The sequence below is a fragment of the uncultured Escherichia sp. genome (genome assembly GCF_948475835.1).
Taxonomy (GTDB): domain Bacteria; phylum Pseudomonadota; class Gammaproteobacteria; order Enterobacterales; family Enterobacteriaceae; genus ECMA0423.
The window spans coordinates 1-15,028 of the sequence record NZ_CAOLGM010000051.1 but is presented as its reverse complement, the minus strand read 5'-3'; the positions used below and the strand labels follow the sequence as shown (position 1 = coordinate 15,028).

Here is a 15,028-nt window from a genome sequence, read left to right as displayed (position 1 = left end):
ATGTGTGATCGTCATCACAATTCGAGCTTTATTAACAGATTCCGCGAATGAATAGTTTTACTGGTATACTGCGTGTCTTGCGCTTTGTTGCGGTGCCAAAACCTGCCCGTGCGAAGTGATTTGTTTTTAAATCATATGGTTAGAGATATGAAACATACTGTAGAAGTAATGATCCCCGAAGCGGAGATTAAAGCGCGTATCGCCGAACTGGGTCGTCAGATTACTGAGCGTTACAAAGACAGCGGCAGCGATATGGTGCTGGTTGGTCTGCTGCGTGGCTCATTTATGTTTATGGCGGACCTGTGCCGTGAAGTTCAGGTATCTCATGAAGTCGACTTTATGACCGCCTCCAGCTACGGTAGCGGCATGTCCACCACCCGTGATGTGAAAATCCTCAAAGATCTGGATGAAGATATCCGTGGCAAGGACGTGCTGATTGTTGAAGATATCATCGACTCGGGGAATACACTGTCGAAAGTGCGTGAGATCTTAAGCCTGCGCGAACCGAAGTCGCTGGCGATTTGTACGCTGCTGGATAAACCGTCCCGTCGTGAAGTGAACGTCCCGGTTGAATTTATCGGTTTCTCGATCCCGGATGAGTTTGTGGTGGGTTACGGCATTGATTACGCACAGCGTTACCGTCATCTGCCGTATATCGGCAAAGTGATTCTGCTGGACGAGTAAGTGTGAAGTTGCCGGATGTGTTGCATCCGGCATGGCATTTTTATTTGTGGTTGGCGTGTTTCAGCTTGAGGTTGGAAATCCCGTGACGGTAACGTTGCTCAAGGGTTTCGCGGTTGGTCGCTGTGACATCCAGATCACGCAGCAAGCCGTCGTGAATGCCGTAGGCCCAGCCGTGAATGGTAACTTTCTGCCCGCGTTTCCACGCTGATTGCATAATGGTGGAGTGGCCCAGGTTATAAACCTGTTCCATGACGTTCAGTTCACACAAGGTATCCAGACGGCGCTCTTGCGGCATTTCGCCGAGCAATGAGCTATGTTTGAACCAGATATCGCGGATATGCAGCAGCCAGTTGTTGATAAGCCCCAGTTCCGGGTTTTCAACTGCGGCTTGTACGCCGCCGCAACCGTAGTGGCCACAGATAATAATGTGTTCAACTTCGAGTACATCCACTGCATACTGAACCACGGAAAGGCAGTTCAGGTCGGTGTGAATGACCAGGTTAGCAACATTACGGTGAACAAAGAGTTCGCCCGGCTCAAGACCGGTTAAACGTTCTGCAGGAACGCGACTGTCGGAACATCCAATCCATAGAAAGCGCGGTTTTTGCGCTTGTGCCAGTTTCTCAAAAAACCCGGGATCCTCTTCCACCAGCATTTTTGACCATAGTGCATTGTTGCTGATGAGTGTATCTATGTCTTTCATGGAGGTTAACGACCTGTAACCAAATAATTACGTTTGGCTAATATAGGGCAACTCCGGGACGATTTAAACCACAGATAAAGTGTAAGAACGTAAGGTAAGTAAAAATTTATGACCATTGCACTGGAACTTCAACAGCTTAAAAAAACTTATCCAGGCGGCGTTCAGGCGCTTCGTGGAATAGATTTGCAGGTCGAAGCGGGTGATTTTTATGCGCTTCTCGGGCCGAACGGGGCCGGGAAATCGACCACTATCGGTATTATCAGCTCTCTGGTAAATAAAACCTCCGGGCGGGTCAGCGTATTTGGTTACGATCTCGAGAAAGATGTCGTGAACGCTAAACGTCAGTTGGGACTGGTGCCGCAGGAATTTAACTTCAACCCGTTTGAAACCGTGCAGCAAATTGTGGTAAATCAGGCAGGGTACTACGGTGTGGAGCGCAAAGAGGCGTACATCCGCAGCGAAAAATATCTTAAACAACTCGATCTATGGGGAAAACGCAACGAACGTGCGCGTATGTTATCTGGCGGGATGAAGCGCCGTTTAATGATTGCCCGTGCGTTAATGCATGAACCTAAACTACTGATTCTCGACGAACCGACCGCAGGCGTGGATATTGAACTTCGCCGCTCAATGTGGGGCTTTTTGAAGGATTTAAACGACAAAGGCACCACCATCATTCTCACCACACACTACCTGGAAGAAGCAGAAATGCTGTGCCGCAATATCGGCATTATTCAACACGGTGAGCTGGTGGAAAATACCTCGATGAAGGCGCTGCTGGCGAAGCTGAAATCGGAAACCTTTATTCTCGATCTCGCACCGAAAAGTCCGTTACCGAAGCTCGATGGCTATCAGTATCGACTGGTCGATACCGCGACGCTGGAAGTTGAAGTGCTGCGTGAGCAGGGGATCAACAGCGTATTTACGCAGTTAAGTGAGCAGGGCATTCAGGTATTAAGTATGCGTAACAAAGCTAACCGTCTGGAAGAGCTGTTTGTTTCACTGGTTAATGAAAAACAAGGAGATCGCGCATGATGCATCTTTACTGGGTGGCGCTAAAAAGCATCTGGGCGAAAGAGATCCATCGCTTTATGCGTATCTGGGTGCAGACGCTGGTGCCGCCAGTCATCACCATGACCCTTTACTTTATTATCTTCGGTAACCTGATTGGTTCGCGTATTGGCGATATGCATGGCTTCAGCTATATGCAGTTCATCGTACCGGGGCTGATCATGATGTCGGTGATCACCAATGCCTACGCCAACGTTGCGTCATCATTTTTTGGTGCCAAGTTCCAGCGTAATATTGAAGAGCTGCTGGTAGCGCCGGTTCCGACTCACGTCATTATTGCCGGATATGTCGGCGGTGGCGTGGCGCGTGGTCTGTTTGTTGGCATTCTGGTGACGGCAATTTCACTGTTTTTTGTGCCGTTTCAGGTGCATTCGTGGGTATTCGTTGCCTTAACCCTGGTGCTCACGGCGGTGTTGTTCTCCCTTGCGGGTTTGCTGAACGGTGTGTTTGCCAAAACGTTCGATGACATCAGCCTGGTGCCAACCTTTGTGTTAACGCCACTCACGTATTTGGGTGGGGTCTTTTACTCACTGACTTTGTTGCCGCCGTTCTGGCAAGGGCTGTCGCACCTGAACCCAATCGTTTATATGATCAGTGGTTTCCGTTACGGCTTCCTCGGTATCAATGATGTTCCGCTGGTCACTACCTTTGGCGTACTGGTGGTCTTTATTGTGGCGTTTTATTTGATCTGTTGGTCGCTGATCCAACGTGGACGTGGTTTGCGTAGCTAAGGCTATTTCCTCTCCTCTGGATTTGGGGGAGAGGAGTTTTGACGGCTATCACCCTTTATCAACAATGGTCAGGGTAGACTGATTTTCGGCTAAGGAGGAAGGCGATGTTAGGTTGGGTAATTACCTGTCACGATGACCGGGCGCAAGAGATACTGGATGCGCTGGAGAAAAAACATGGGGCGCTTCTTCAGTGCCGGGCCGTGAATTTCTGGCGTGGGTTAAGCTCTAATATGCTCAGCCGCATGATGTGCGATGCTCTGCATGAAGCGGACTCTGGTGAGGGTGTCATCTTCTTAACCGATATAGCCGGAGCGCCACCGTACCGCGTGGCTTCATTATTAAGCCACAAACACTCCCGTTGCGAAGTGATTTCTGGTGTCACGTTACCGTTAATTGAACAGATGATGGCTTGCCGTGAAACCATGACCAGTTCAGAGTTTCGCGAGCGTATTGTCGAACTGGGTGGGCCGGAGGTGAGTAGTCTTTGGCACCAACAACAAAAAAATCCGCCTTTCGTCCTCAAACATAATTTGTATGAGTATTAACCCACGATTCTTATAGCGCTTTTGCTACAATAAAAGCGTTGTTTCACCCTCGGTTATTTTTTCATGTACAAACAAGCTGTTATTCTCCTGCTGATGCTGTTTACCGCAAGTGTCAGTGCCGCGTTACCTGCCCGTTATATGCAAACCATCGAAAATGCTGCGATCTGGGCGCAAATTGGCGACAAGATGGTGACCGTGGGGAATATTCGGGCCGGGCAAATCATTGCCGTGGAGCCCACTGCCGCAAGTTATTACGCATTTAATTTTGGCTTTGGTAAAGGGTTTATCGATAAAGGGCATCTCGAGCCAGTTCAGGGGCGACAAAAAGTTGAAGACGGTTTGGGTGACCTCAACAAGCCGCTGAGTAATCAGAACTTAATTACCTGGAAAGATACGCCGGTCTATAACGCGCCGAGTGCGGGCAGTGCGCCATTTGGGGTACTGGCGGACAATTTGCGCTACCCGATTTTGCATAAACTGAAAGACAGGTTAAATCAAACCTGGTATCAGATCCGTATTGGCGATCGACTCGCCTATATCAGCGCGCTGGATGCCCAACCCGATAATGGCCTGCCGGTGCTAACCTATCACCATATTCTGCGCGATGAAGAAAACACCCGTTTTCGCCATACTTCGACGACCACCTCGGTACGCGCTTTCAATAACCAGATGGCCTGGCTGCGCGACAGGGGATACGCGACACTGAGCATGGCGCAGCTGGAAGGTTACGTGAAGAATAAGATCAATCTCCCTGCGCGAGCGGTGGTGATTACCTTTGATGATGGCCTCAAGTCGGTGAGCCGCTATGCGTATCCTGTATTGAAACAATATGGCATGAAGGCGACGGCGTTTGTTGTTACCTCGCGCATCAAACGTCACCCGCAGAAGTGGAACCCAAAATCGCTGCAATTTATGAGCGTTTCTGAGCTTAACGAAATTCGCGATGTTTTTGATTTTCAGTCACATACCCATTTTTTGCATCGGGTGGATGGCTATCGCCGACCCATATTACTGAGCCGTAGTGAGCACAATATTCTGTTTGATTTTGCACGTTCACGCCGCGCTCTGGCGCAATTTAATCCGCATGTCTGGTATCTTTCGTATCCGTTTGGCGGATTTAATGACAAAGCCGTGAAGGCAGCAAACGATGCCGGATTTCACCTGGCGGTGACAACCATGAAAGGCAAAGTAAAACCGGGGGATAATCCGTTGTTACTAAAACGACTTTATATCTTAAGAACGGATTCGCTGGAGACGATGTCGCGGCTGGTGAGTAACCAGCCGCAGGGATAACAATCAAGCAACCTGTACCGGAATCGCTTTCGCGGTACGTTTCATTTCATTGTCGCCTTCAAAATAGGCGACATTGGGTCGCCAGGTGCGAGCTTCTTCATCTGGCATGGTAACGAAGCTGGCGATGATGACAATATCGCCGACGCTGGCGCAGTGGGCCGCCGCACCGTTAACAGAAATAATTCTCGAACCGCGTTCTGCCGCGATGGCATAAGTGGAGAAACGCTTGCCGTTGGTGACATTCCAGATATCGATGGCTTCGTTTTCGAGAATACCGGCTGCGTCAAGAAAATCCTGGTCAATGGCGCAAGAACCTTCATAGTGCAGGTCCGCATGAGTCACTTTCACGCGGTGGAGTTTGCCCTGCAGCATCGTGCGAATCATAACTTCTACCTTTCTACCCTGTCGTTAACGAAGCAGGCGGTGCCTGCTTTGAGGAAATTCTCACGCAGTATTGCCCGATTTTTGATGAGTGTCTACTCATCTGATGGCATTTGCGTCAGCAGTTTGCGTACCGCGCCGAAGCGTGCCATGTATCGCCTGTAACGAATTGAAATTTCTCTGAACGCTGCTCGGTAAACACTAAAGAGGCGGCTGACGACGGCGCGCCTTGACTGGATACTGCCTTCACGCAAGACAACACGGAAGACAGGGAAGATGGATGCACCGAGTACCACACCGCATGATGCAGTGTTTAAACAATTTTTAATGCACGCGGAGACGGCTCGCGACTTTCTGGAGATACATTTGCCAGTGGAATTACGAGAACTTTGTGACCTCAACACGCTTCATTTAGAGTCGGGGAGTTTCATTGAAGAGAGCCTGAAAGGACACAGCACGGACGTGCTCTATTCCGTGCAAATGCAGGGCAATCCCGGTTATCTGCATGTTGTGATTGAACACCAAAGCAAGCCGGATAAGAAAATGGCGTTTCGCATGATGCGTTATTCTATTGCTGCTATGCACCGGCATCTGGAGGCGGATCACGATAAGCTGCCGCTGGTGGTGCCGATTCTGTTTTATCAGGGCGAGACCACACCTTATCCACTCTCAATGTGCTGGTTTGATATGTTTTACTCGCCGGAGCTGGCGCGACGCGTCTATAACAGTCCTTTCCCGCTGGTGGATATCACCATCACACCGGATGACGAAATCATGCAACATCGGCGGATTGCGATTCTCGAACTACTGCAAAAACATATTCGCCAGCGCGACTTAATGTTATTGCTGGAGCAACTGGTCACGCTGATTGACGAAGGGTACACTAGCGGAAGTCAGTTAGTTGCCATGCAAAACTATATGCTGCAACGCGGTCATACTGAACAAGCGGATTTGTTTTATGGTGTGCTGAGAGACAGGGAAACGGGAGGGGAGTCTATGATGACGCTGGCGCAGTGGTTTGAAGAGAAGGGAATTGAGAAGGGGATTCAGCAGGGAAGACAGGAGGAAAGGCAAGAATTCGCCCTGCGTCTTCTAAGTAAAGGAATGTCTCGGGAAGACGTTGCAGAGATGACAAATTTATCTCTTGCTGAGATTGATAAGGTAATTAACCTTATTTAAGTTACCTGTGTTATGACAGATGACGTGGGGTAAATTAATAACTGGCGCCATCAGCCGTAGCGCCAGTTAAGTATTACGCCAGCTCGACCATTTTGTTGTCGATCAGGCGAGCATCGCCAAGCCAGGCGGCTACCAGAATTACTGCCCGTTTGCTGGTTTCAGAAACTTCCAGCAATGTGTCGGCATCGCGAATCTGAATATCATCGGCGCGGAAGCCTTTTTCATTCAGTTCTTGCCCCGCAATGGTAATAATTTCATCGAGATCCCGTTCCCCAGCCTGCAATTTGTCAGCAATCGAACTTAAAACTTTGTACAGACCAGGCGCAATTTTGCGTTGTTCCGCCGTCAGATAACCGTTACGGGAACTTAGCGCCAGACCGTCTTTGGCGCGCATAATTGGCACACCGACAATCTCAATATCGAAGCCCATATCGGCAACCATTTTGCGGATCAGCGCCAGTTGCTGAAAGTCCTTTTCACCGAAGCAGGCGATGTCCGGCTGGACCAGGTTAAACAGCTTGCTGACGATAGTCGAAACGCCGCGAAAATGCCCCGGACGGCTCGCGCCTTCCAGCATGGTCGAAAGCCCGGGAACGTCAACGTAAGTATGGGTTTCAGTACCGTTCGGGTAGATCTCTTTTACCGAAGGGGCGAAAACTAAATCCACTTTACGTTTGTTTAGCTTCTCGCAGTCCTCCTGCAAGGTCCGTGGATAACGTGCCAGATCTTCCGGGCGGTCGAACTGCATCGGGTTAACGAAAATACTGACGACGACCACATCGGCGCGGGCTTTGGCTTCGTCGACCAGCTTCATATGGCCATCGTGCAGATTACCCATAGTAGGCACCAGCGCCACGCGCTTGCCTTCCATACGCAGGCGGCGAATTTGCTGACGCAGCAGCGGCAGGGTTTCGATAATTAACACAACGTGACTCCTTAATGGAAACTGTGTTCTTCGCCCGGATAAACGCCGGACTCCACTTCAGCCATATACTGCCGCACAGCCGCGCGGATGTCGCCCGTTTCGGCGAGGAAATTTTTAGCGAATTTAGGAATGTGACCGCCGGTAATGCCGAAGGCGTCGTGCATCACGAGGATCTGCCCGTCAGTGACGTTGCCTGCGCCAATGCCAATAACCGGGATCGCCAGTGCTTCGGTAATACGTTTTGCCAGTTCAACCGGCACGCATTCCAGCACCAGCAGCTGTGCCCCAGCGGCTTCTAAGGCTAATGCATCGCTGAGCAGTTGATCGCCCGCTTCATCGCCGCGCCCCTGAACTTTGTAGCCACCGAAAATATTCACTGACTGTGGGGTTAAACCTAAGTGACCACATACAGGAACGGCACGTTCGGTCAGCATTTTTACGGTTTCGACCAGCCACTCACCGCCCTCAATTTTGACCATATTGGCACCGGCACGCATAACCGTTGCGGCGTTTTCAAAGGCTTGTTCCGGCGTGGCATACGCCATAAACGGCAGGTCAGCCAACAGCAGGCAGTTTGGCGCGCCGCGACGTACGGCGGCGGTATGATAGGCGATATCCTCGACGGTAACGGGAAGGGTGGAGTCGTGGCCCTGAACCGTCATGCCCAGCGAATCGCCTACCAGCATGACGTTAAGTCCTTCATCAGCAAATAGTTTCGCGAAGCTGTAGTCGTAAGCGGTGATGGTCGCGAAACGCTTTTTATCCTGCTTACATTTCTGAAGTGAAGCAATGGTGGTCGGTTTCATAACGTGTCCTGATAAATGATGTCGTGTTGCCTGGCATTTTATCAGTCACATTGGTGGGGGCAATGATTTATCAATTACCGCACCGCCAGATGATGGCGGTGCGGTGGACTTATTAAGGGTAGGTTACCTGGAAAGTACTGGTGGCTTTAAACTCACCAGCTTCTATTGGTATAGTTCCATCCTGTTGTAGCGTGGCCTGGAAATGGAGAGGGTATGTTATACCTGTATCTTGATCCGGGTAAACTCCTCCTATTGTATCGTCTTTGCCTCTCGGGTCGTAATCTTTATAAACAGAATTTGAATCATTAGGTTTCAATGTCATTAGAGGATTTTTACTAGTTGCTAAACCTTCTATGAGTACACCGACTCCTTTTGCTGCGTCATTACCTGTGAGAGTATTACCAAGGAGTTGCCCGTTTTCAGTACCAACCTTTGTTGAAACTAATTTTGTCTCAATATTAGTCACACGAACGCAGTTTTGAAGTGAAATATCAAAAGGAACCGGTGTGGCACCGTTTCTGATTTGTTCTGCACTATATTCACCCATTTTTACCGTAGAACCAGTCACAGAAGTTCCACTAAGCATAGCGGTAAAACAAGTGGGATTAGTCAACTTGACATTGAGCAGATCGAAATCGATTTTGATAAAATAACTATGCTCATTTATACCTTGGCCTGCGCCATAGGCTTTAAATGAATACAGATAATTTGATGAGCTGGATAATTTGATCTGTTGAGTTACTGTTGGATCAAAGTTTGTATCTGTATAGAATTCAATTGTAAGGGTCTGATAAATACCACCTACAGCCCAGTATTTACGGGTGCTATTCGCATTATTGCAACTCCAATATAACACGTCTTCGCTTGGATTATACCACGAAAAATATTGTTCTGCAGAGTCACCAATGTATATCCCAGGTGAACTAACGTTAGTTACGGTACCGTAAGCTGACCACATGTTTGAAATTAATAATGTGTAATACAAACCAGGAACTGATGTATTAAATAATTTATGGGAGCCATACATTTTACCTGAGTCAACCATTGCATTTTCAATACGCATTGCGCTACCACTTGTGCTATCACTTCTGTTGCAATAAAGAAAACCACCACCAGAAGCGGTATCTAACTGACTCCACTGTAATTTTACACCTGTAGGTCCAAGCTGCGTCGGTTTGTAGAAAACTAAATTATTTGTACTTGTTGCATATCTGAATATGACAGTAGCATCGCCATTCGGCCCCGTTTCTCTCCATTTTTGATCTGACGGACCAACGCCGTAACTATTCCCAACAATATATCCTACGTTATCATCAGTGCCAGCACTCGCGGTATAACAACTCAAGCACAGAATTAAAAAAAGAAAATGTCTGAAGAATTTCTTCATTATCACTCCACCATCTACTGCTGTAACAGTCGCAGTTATTTGTTTTGATCTATTATTCGTAGTACACATCAACTAATATATGACTCATTACCTGGCCAGATATGACATCCAGCGCGGGATCGATTTTTTGCATTCTGGCATAAAATTTCCATGAAGAATTATGCAGGGCAGAAGTCATTACTGGATACACGGAACGAGAATTTCCTGCTGAACTAATAACATTGAATATATTGGTCGGGTCCTGAATGGAAAAGAGAACGACACCGACATTTTTAGCCCCGGTTGCGACTTCATTGGCAAATATTTGCCTTGAACCTGCAGCCATGACACCGCTAAGGGCTCTAAAATCAATATGTAACTGATTAAGCACATCGCCAGTTCCCTGTAATGCACAGTCTGATACTGTGACAGTGAACTCTTTTCCACCTGGTTGATAGCTTTCAGGAGTAACATTATCTGAAAAATATCCCACCCCAACGACGCCAAGATCAATATTACCCTGGTTACTGATTCCGCTTTTGCAAGTGCTGTTTTTTACATTGGCAACAAGGTCAATATCCTGCCCAGCGATGGCTGGATAGGTAATGGGAAACTGTAGTGACAGAAACAGAATTATTCTCTTCATCAGCTTACGTTGAGTGGGATGCATATATAGTTCCTGGATCTGTCAGTCTGTTAGTTATAGGTTACTGTAAATGTGGCAGGTGCAGAAAATTTACCCGCAGTGACATTGCTTACGGTTTTATTTTTTTCGACGACCAGTCGAGCACTCATCGGATAATAAACAACCGCGTTGGCTGCATTGGAGATAGTGACCTCTTGAGATGCTGGTGTCACACAACTAAATTGTGTTGCGCTCCCTGTTGCCGGAGTTTCGGTGCTCCAGACTTCAACGGCGACGGCACTTGCTTTATCTGCGGCTGTGGATCCATTTGCGAACCCCGCACCGTCATTAGCAGTACCTTCGCATGTGGCTCGCTTGGTTAATTTTATTTGTGCTTTTTTATTGGGGATACCCGCACAGTCTTTGAATTTGAGTTTGAATGTTTTAACTTTGGTCTTGGCATTGATTTCAGAAATATATACATCGCCAAAGTCAACAACAGAAATGTCCTGATCAGAGTCATTTACTAATGTAGCAGTACAAGTACCTATTTCTACGGTAGTAATCACGGTCAGCCCAATGCTGTCTGTTGCCGCATAAGAGGGTACGCTGAACAATGAGGCAGCCAAAACGACACTGCTGGATAATCCATAACGTAAATTTTTAAATGTCATCTTAATTATCCTTCTTATTGATAGATGAAATTAAACGTTGCCAGTGCACGAAAATTCCCCGGTACGCCTTGCCCTGCATCTGTTTCACGTAGCGCAACGGTCATTTCAAGACCCTTATCGGGCTGCATCTCGTCTGTGCTCCAGCGTATCTTTTCCGCACTGTTAGGTTTAAGGAAAGTGGCATCATCAGTAGTCCGTTTTTTGAAACCCATACCGATATTACTTGTCGTCGAAGATGAATCACCAGACTGCGGTATAATAAGCTTAGGTGAGCTTGATGATGCATTTCCGGTCAGAGTGGTATCAATCCAACTGATGCCACTGCTGCACCCACTAGCAACCAGTTTAAAATCAGCCTGAGATTCTGTCGTTTTATTCGCGATCTTATCCAGACCCATCTTAGGGATTCTCAATGTGTAGTTATTATTGCCATCATTCGTGACGTTATTACCAGTAAGTGTGATGTTACAGGTTGTCGCTTTGACAGTGGCTGTAAACTCTACATTAATATCCGTTGCAAATACTGATGGTGATAATAATATTCCCATCAGTATCGCTATTTTATGTGGCGTTATTTTTATCATTTGACGTCCCTTGTAGTTACTCAATCTGACACCGAATTCCATTCAGAATAATAGATTGCGCTATTTTTTCTGCTTCTGAACTTTGTTGATAATGCGCAAGACAACTTACGGGTTTACTTTCTTCGAGCCATTTAATGCTGATATTTCCCTGCTGCTCAATGCCACGAACAAATGCTTGTCCACCCTGTCCAACATTACCAATGACATTGCCTTGCTCATCATAAATATCTGCAGCAAATGGAATATTTTTACCATCACTTCGTGTGATGTTCATAATGGCTGATTGCCCTTGCACGGTTTCAAAATCAGCAAAGACGACTGAACCCTGACGCGGTACAGCTACTGCACTGGTACTTTTTAATTCAACATCGTTCTCAAGATCGTTGATATCCAGCGCGATACGGTTTTCATGATAAGGAGAAAGAGCGCTGGTGACACCATAACCCCATCGATCGATAGTACTGTTGCCATAATTTATTCGCGCTCCTTGAGCACCTGGAGCCTGAACTACCGCCAGTGTATCGGAGTCGCTAAAACTGTCATTACTGAAGGTCAGGCCGCCGCTATGCAATACAAAACCACCGTCGGTGCTGAGAGACACTTGACGACTGTTATCGCTATTTGCAGAAACTGAACCTGCCAGGGTTCCCCACGGTGATTCATAGCTGGCATAACCCCCAACATAACTCAAATCTTTGCTGGCTTTATTCATCGTATAGCCAGTATTTACGCTATAACTGAGGCGAGCGTTATCACTATAGCCACTGCTACTGACGTTGAGTTGGTTATTACCCTTAAAGTCACTGCTCATTTGAGTATCAATACTCTGGAAACCTGAAGTCCGTTGTTCAGTGCCAAGTAATTTTTCAATAGGAATGGTGAAACTGAGATAAACGCTATCGTCAGTGTCGCCGTCTTCATTCCATGAACGCTGGGCACTGACACTGTAGCTGCCCCAGGATGCACTGTTACTGTAGCCAATAGAGTAATTGCTACGATTTTGTCCGGAAGCCCAGTAATCGGACCAACTTCCGGAAAGATAAAATGAACCGTAATCTTTTTTCTCAAATTTTAGCGGTTGGTTAATACTGACCGTAACCTGATTTTTCATGCGCGAGTAATTACGCATGGATTTCGGTTCAAGATCTTGTTCGGGATGTTTCACTTCATCAATTAGAGTTAGTGCATCATTAAGACCAAGGTAATTCTGTGTCGAATAGCGATAGGCCGCGATATTCAGTGAAGTACTTGTTTCTTCGAATAACTTGTTCCAGGAAACACGATAACTTTGTCCCTGATATGTTTTATCATCCGGTATACGAACATTGGAGTGAGTCACATCGAAAGAAAATGCACCGACTGAAGTATTCAGACCAAGACCTAACAAACCAGCGGTATAGTTATTATCGGTAATCTGAATACCAGTATAACCCGTTAGATAGTTATTCAGACCGTAGTAGTAGCTGGCCTGAAATAAATTAGGCTCATCCTGAATATCATCTTTTAAGACCTGGCCGCCGCTAATATCCCAACGTCCAACGCCAGGGCGTAACATTTGAACGACCGATGAAAAAGGTTGCGAGAATGTCCGCTTTGAGCCATCGGATTCTTCGACAGTAACAATAAGATCGCTGCCGTAACCTGACGGACTCAGATCATCAATGACGAAAGCGCCTGGCGGCACAGTCGTTTCATAAATCTTATAGCCACCTTGCGTAATAGTGACTTTGGCGTTGGTATTAGCAACGCCATGAATGATAGGCGCAAAACTCGCTAATGTCGGAGGCAACATGCGGCTGTCGCTGTATAAACGAATGCCGCGGATACTGACAGAATCAAAGGTTTCGCCCGTTGTATAAGACTCACCAAGAATGAGTTGAGAACGCAGCGAGGCGATATCACGCTGTATATACCGATTCTTAAAATCATAATTACTGCCAGAATCGGTCATCCAGTTGTAGTTGCCTGAGGCACGCAGTCGCCATGCACCTAAATTCATCCCACCGTTAAAAGCAGCATAAATGCTGTCATTTCTTCGACCAGGAGTTTCACTATGATATCCGTTGAGGTTGTATGACAACATGGCCGCATTAATGCCATTTTCCCATAACGATGGATCAACATAGTTTTGGTAATTTTTCATTACCCATGCCTGAGGAACGTCTATATCCAGACGTTGCTCGTTAACGTCATAACGAACAGAAGCCTGAGGGATAATTTCCGTCAAATTAAGGCAATTGCCGAGTGTTTCATCCCTGGCAAGCAGAACGGCTTTTTCGTTATTTATATCGGGAGAATTTATATGAAACTGCAATAAATTCTTAAGTGTGATACAGGCTTGTGCGTTTTTTTTTCCTTCAATTTCAATAAATGTAATGCTTTGGTTAATAATAGGTTGATCGTTGACATAAACACTGACGTCGTACATACCCGGTATAGCAGGGTTACCTTCACTATACCGGCTGAGATCAATATTTGAGGCATTCTGCCCCATCAGGAAGGTATGGTCATATTCAACAAGTTCAGCACAGAAAGCACTATTGCAATACAGCAGCGCGCAAAACGTAGCGATACGGGTCAGATGATTATGATAATTTTTAGTTGGTTTTATAGTCACGTTATGCTTCCTGCGGAATTATATCCTTGCCTGATTACAGACTGGCATTACCTTCAATGGCGCCACCAAAATCATTAATGGCGTAAAAATGTACTTTTGCAGAACTTGCTTTGCCATTAAGGCCAGTGACTTTCATGACCTCATCACTAAATGGTGCAATCATTTTCACATCAATCGGATAGCGTTTACCGCTAGCTTCTAAATCACCACTGCTAAAAGAGACGTAGTAAGGGGTTGGATTGGTCACTCGCAATGACGCCTTACCTTCTGAACCTGACCAGAACCACTTCAGGGCTAACGGGGCTTCAGAGGGATTTCCCTTCAATCCATCCGGGCGATAGAAAAGTTTTATACGTGTGCGAAATGCCAGTTGCAGCAGACTTTGATTCGCGACCTTTTCTGCATCTGGTTTTGGTGGAACTTCCAGTACGTTAAACCAGAACACGCTCTCTCTGTCTTTAGGCAGTGAGGTGCTGGCTGTGTACATTAATTTGATTGTTTGCCCACGTTTGGCATCAATACGCGATACTGGCGGCGTGGCAGTAAAAGGGACTGTAATACTGCCAGGCTCAGCGTTGTCATCGCCAGTATCTAACCAACTCTGGACAAGCAACGGGTTATTCCCTTTATTTTCCAGACGTACGTTGACACTTTTTTGATCGCTTTTATATATTACGCGAGTACCCGAAATGACAATGTCCGCAATAGACGATGAACTATAAGCCATACAGGTTACGAAGCATAAAGCTGTTGTATGTTTGGTGTTAAAAAACATAAACCATCCCTGACAGAGTTAATTAAAACAGGGAATAATATAAAAATAGAAATTATTAACACTATTCCC

The 15,028-nt window shown here is 46.7% G+C and carries 16 protein-coding genes; 6 read left to right on the top strand and 10 right to left on the bottom strand.

Features of this window, described 5'->3' with window-relative positions; translation table 11 throughout:
• Positions 1–147 precede the first annotated feature (147 nt).
• The gene (gene hpt, locus QZF50_RS11815) at positions 148–684 is read left to right on the top strand and encodes a hypoxanthine phosphoribosyltransferase (protein WP_000683335.1); all 537 of its coding nucleotides are present in this window, start codon (positions 148–150) and stop codon (positions 682–684) included.
• Positions 685–724: 40 nt separating this feature from the next.
• Here hpt and can read toward each other — a convergent pair whose 3' ends face one another.
• A complete protein-coding gene (gene can, locus QZF50_RS11810) occupies positions 725–1,387 on the bottom strand; it encodes a carbonate dehydratase (RefSeq protein ID WP_000651599.1) in 663 nt (220 codons plus the stop codon).
• 108 nt (positions 1,388–1,495) lie between these two features.
• Between can and QZF50_RS11805 the strand changes: the two genes are divergently transcribed.
• The 4 genes from QZF50_RS11805 to QZF50_RS11790 all read left to right on the top strand — a co-directional run bounded on the left by QZF50_RS11805 (position 1,496) and on the right by QZF50_RS11790 (position 5,027).
• Positions 1,496–2,422: an ABC transporter ATP-binding protein gene (locus tag QZF50_RS11805; protein WP_000150637.1), complete on the top strand. Its 927-nt coding sequence runs from the start codon at positions 1,496–1,498 to the stop codon at positions 2,420–2,422.
• Positions 2,419–3,189 (top strand): ABC transporter permease, encoded by a 771-nt coding sequence (locus QZF50_RS11800; protein WP_000972203.1) that lies wholly within the window; start codon positions 2,419–2,421, stop codon positions 3,187–3,189. Before QZF50_RS11805 ends, QZF50_RS11800 begins: the two co-directional genes overlap by 4 nt.
• 104 nt (positions 3,190–3,293) lie before the next feature.
• Positions 3,294–3,734, top strand: a complete 441-nt coding sequence (locus QZF50_RS11795) for a PTS sugar transporter subunit IIA (RefSeq protein WP_000901989.1) — start codon at positions 3,294–3,296, stop codon at positions 3,732–3,734.
• A 63-nt stretch (positions 3,735–3,797) separates the two neighbouring features.
• On the top strand, positions 3,798–5,027 hold the full coding sequence (locus QZF50_RS11790) for a polysaccharide deacetylase family protein (RefSeq protein WP_000277872.1): 1,230 nt from the start codon (positions 3,798–3,800) through the stop codon (positions 5,025–5,027).
• A 3-nt stretch (positions 5,028–5,030) separates the two neighbouring features.
• On the opposite strand, the gene panD is transcribed toward QZF50_RS11790, so the two are convergent.
• Positions 5,031–5,411, bottom strand: a complete 381-nt coding sequence (gene panD / locus QZF50_RS11785; RefSeq protein ID WP_000621515.1) for an aspartate 1-decarboxylase — start codon at positions 5,409–5,411, stop codon at positions 5,031–5,033.
• A 273-nt stretch (positions 5,412–5,684) separates the two neighbouring features.
• Between panD and rpnC the strand changes: the two genes are divergently transcribed.
• Positions 5,685–6,587: a recombination-promoting nuclease RpnC gene (gene rpnC / locus QZF50_RS11780; RefSeq protein WP_001470987.1), complete on the top strand. Its 903-nt coding sequence runs from the start codon at positions 5,685–5,687 to the stop codon at positions 6,585–6,587.
• 73 nt (positions 6,588–6,660) lie between these two features.
• Here the strand turns inward: rpnC and panC are convergent, their stop codons facing one another.
• From panC to QZF50_RS11740, 8 genes are all read right to left on the bottom strand, one after another.
• Complete coding sequence (panC, locus tag QZF50_RS11775) at positions 6,661–7,512, bottom strand: pantoate--beta-alanine ligase (RefSeq protein ID WP_000905383.1); 852 nt, start codon at positions 7,510–7,512, stop codon at positions 6,661–6,663.
• Between the two features lie 11 nt (positions 7,513–7,523).
• A complete protein-coding gene (gene panB / locus QZF50_RS11770) occupies positions 7,524–8,318 on the bottom strand; it encodes a 3-methyl-2-oxobutanoate hydroxymethyltransferase (RefSeq protein WP_000805455.1) in 795 nt (264 codons plus the stop codon).
• A gap of 112 nt (positions 8,319–8,430) precedes the next feature.
• Positions 8,431–9,774 (bottom strand): fimbrial-like adhesin, encoded by a 1,344-nt coding sequence (locus tag QZF50_RS11765; protein ID WP_267236632.1) that lies wholly within the window; start codon positions 9,772–9,774, stop codon positions 8,431–8,433.
• A complete protein-coding gene (locus tag QZF50_RS11760) occupies positions 9,758–10,354 on the bottom strand; it encodes a fimbrial-like protein (RefSeq protein WP_000553764.1) in 597 nt (198 codons plus the stop codon). Before QZF50_RS11760 ends, QZF50_RS11765 begins: the two co-directional genes overlap by 17 nt.
• A 26-nt stretch (positions 10,355–10,380) precedes the next feature.
• A complete protein-coding gene (yadL, locus tag QZF50_RS11755) occupies positions 10,381–10,983 on the bottom strand; it encodes a fimbrial-like protein YadL (protein WP_000143205.1) in 603 nt (200 codons plus the stop codon).
• Positions 10,984–10,997: 14 nt separating this feature from the next.
• A complete protein-coding gene (locus QZF50_RS11750) occupies positions 10,998–11,567 on the bottom strand; it encodes a fimbrial protein (protein ID WP_000591057.1) in 570 nt (189 codons plus the stop codon).
• 16 nt (positions 11,568–11,583) lie between these two features.
• Positions 11,584–14,184 (bottom strand): Yad fimbria usher protein HtrE, encoded by a 2,601-nt coding sequence (gene htrE, locus QZF50_RS11745; RefSeq protein ID WP_000153175.1) that lies wholly within the window; start codon positions 14,182–14,184, stop codon positions 11,584–11,586.
• Positions 14,185–14,218: 34 nt separating this feature from the next.
• Positions 14,219–14,959, bottom strand: coding sequence for a fimbrial chaperone (locus QZF50_RS11740; RefSeq protein ID WP_061892089.1), 741 nt, complete (start codon positions 14,957–14,959; stop codon positions 14,219–14,221).
• Positions 14,960–15,028 lie beyond the last annotated feature (69 nt).

What these genes read in the sequence shown, in the direction of transcription:
- hpt (WP_000683335.1), top strand. Translation starts at nt 148, where the DNA reads ATGAAACATACTGTAGAAGTAATGATCCCCGAAGCGGAGATTAAAGCG.
- can (WP_000651599.1), bottom strand. Translation starts at nt 1,387, where the DNA reads ATGAAAGACATAGATACACTCATCAGCAACAATGCACTATGGTCAAAA.
- QZF50_RS11805 (WP_000150637.1), top strand. Translation starts at nt 1,496, where the DNA reads ATGACCATTGCACTGGAACTTCAACAGCTTAAAAAAACTTATCCAGGC.
- QZF50_RS11800 (WP_000972203.1), top strand. Translation starts at nt 2,419, where the DNA reads ATGATGCATCTTTACTGGGTGGCGCTAAAAAGCATCTGGGCGAAAGAG.
- QZF50_RS11795 (WP_000901989.1), top strand. Translation starts at nt 3,294, where the DNA reads ATGTTAGGTTGGGTAATTACCTGTCACGATGACCGGGCGCAAGAGATA.
- QZF50_RS11790 (WP_000277872.1), top strand. Translation starts at nt 3,798, where the DNA reads ATGTACAAACAAGCTGTTATTCTCCTGCTGATGCTGTTTACCGCAAGT.
- panD (WP_000621515.1), bottom strand. Translation starts at nt 5,411, where the DNA reads ATGATTCGCACGATGCTGCAGGGCAAACTCCACCGCGTGAAAGTGACT.
- rpnC (WP_001470987.1), top strand. Translation starts at nt 5,685, where the DNA reads ATGGATGCACCGAGTACCACACCGCATGATGCAGTGTTTAAACAATTT.
- panB (WP_000805455.1), bottom strand. Translation starts at nt 8,318, where the DNA reads ATGAAACCGACCACCATTGCTTCACTTCAGAAATGTAAGCAGGATAAA.
- QZF50_RS11765 (WP_267236632.1), bottom strand. Translation starts at nt 9,774, where the DNA reads ATGTGTACTACGAATAATAGATCAAAACAAATAACTGCGACTGTTACA.
- QZF50_RS11760 (WP_000553764.1), bottom strand. Translation starts at nt 10,354, where the DNA reads ATGCATCCCACTCAACGTAAGCTGATGAAGAGAATAATTCTGTTTCTG.
- yadL (WP_000143205.1), bottom strand. Translation starts at nt 10,983, where the DNA reads ATGACATTTAAAAATTTACGTTATGGATTATCCAGCAGTGTCGTTTTG.
- QZF50_RS11750 (WP_000591057.1), bottom strand. Translation starts at nt 11,567, where the DNA reads ATGATAAAAATAACGCCACATAAAATAGCGATACTGATGGGAATATTA.
- QZF50_RS11740 (WP_061892089.1), bottom strand. Translation starts at nt 14,959, where the DNA reads ATGTTTTTTAACACCAAACATACAACAGCTTTATGCTTCGTAACCTGT.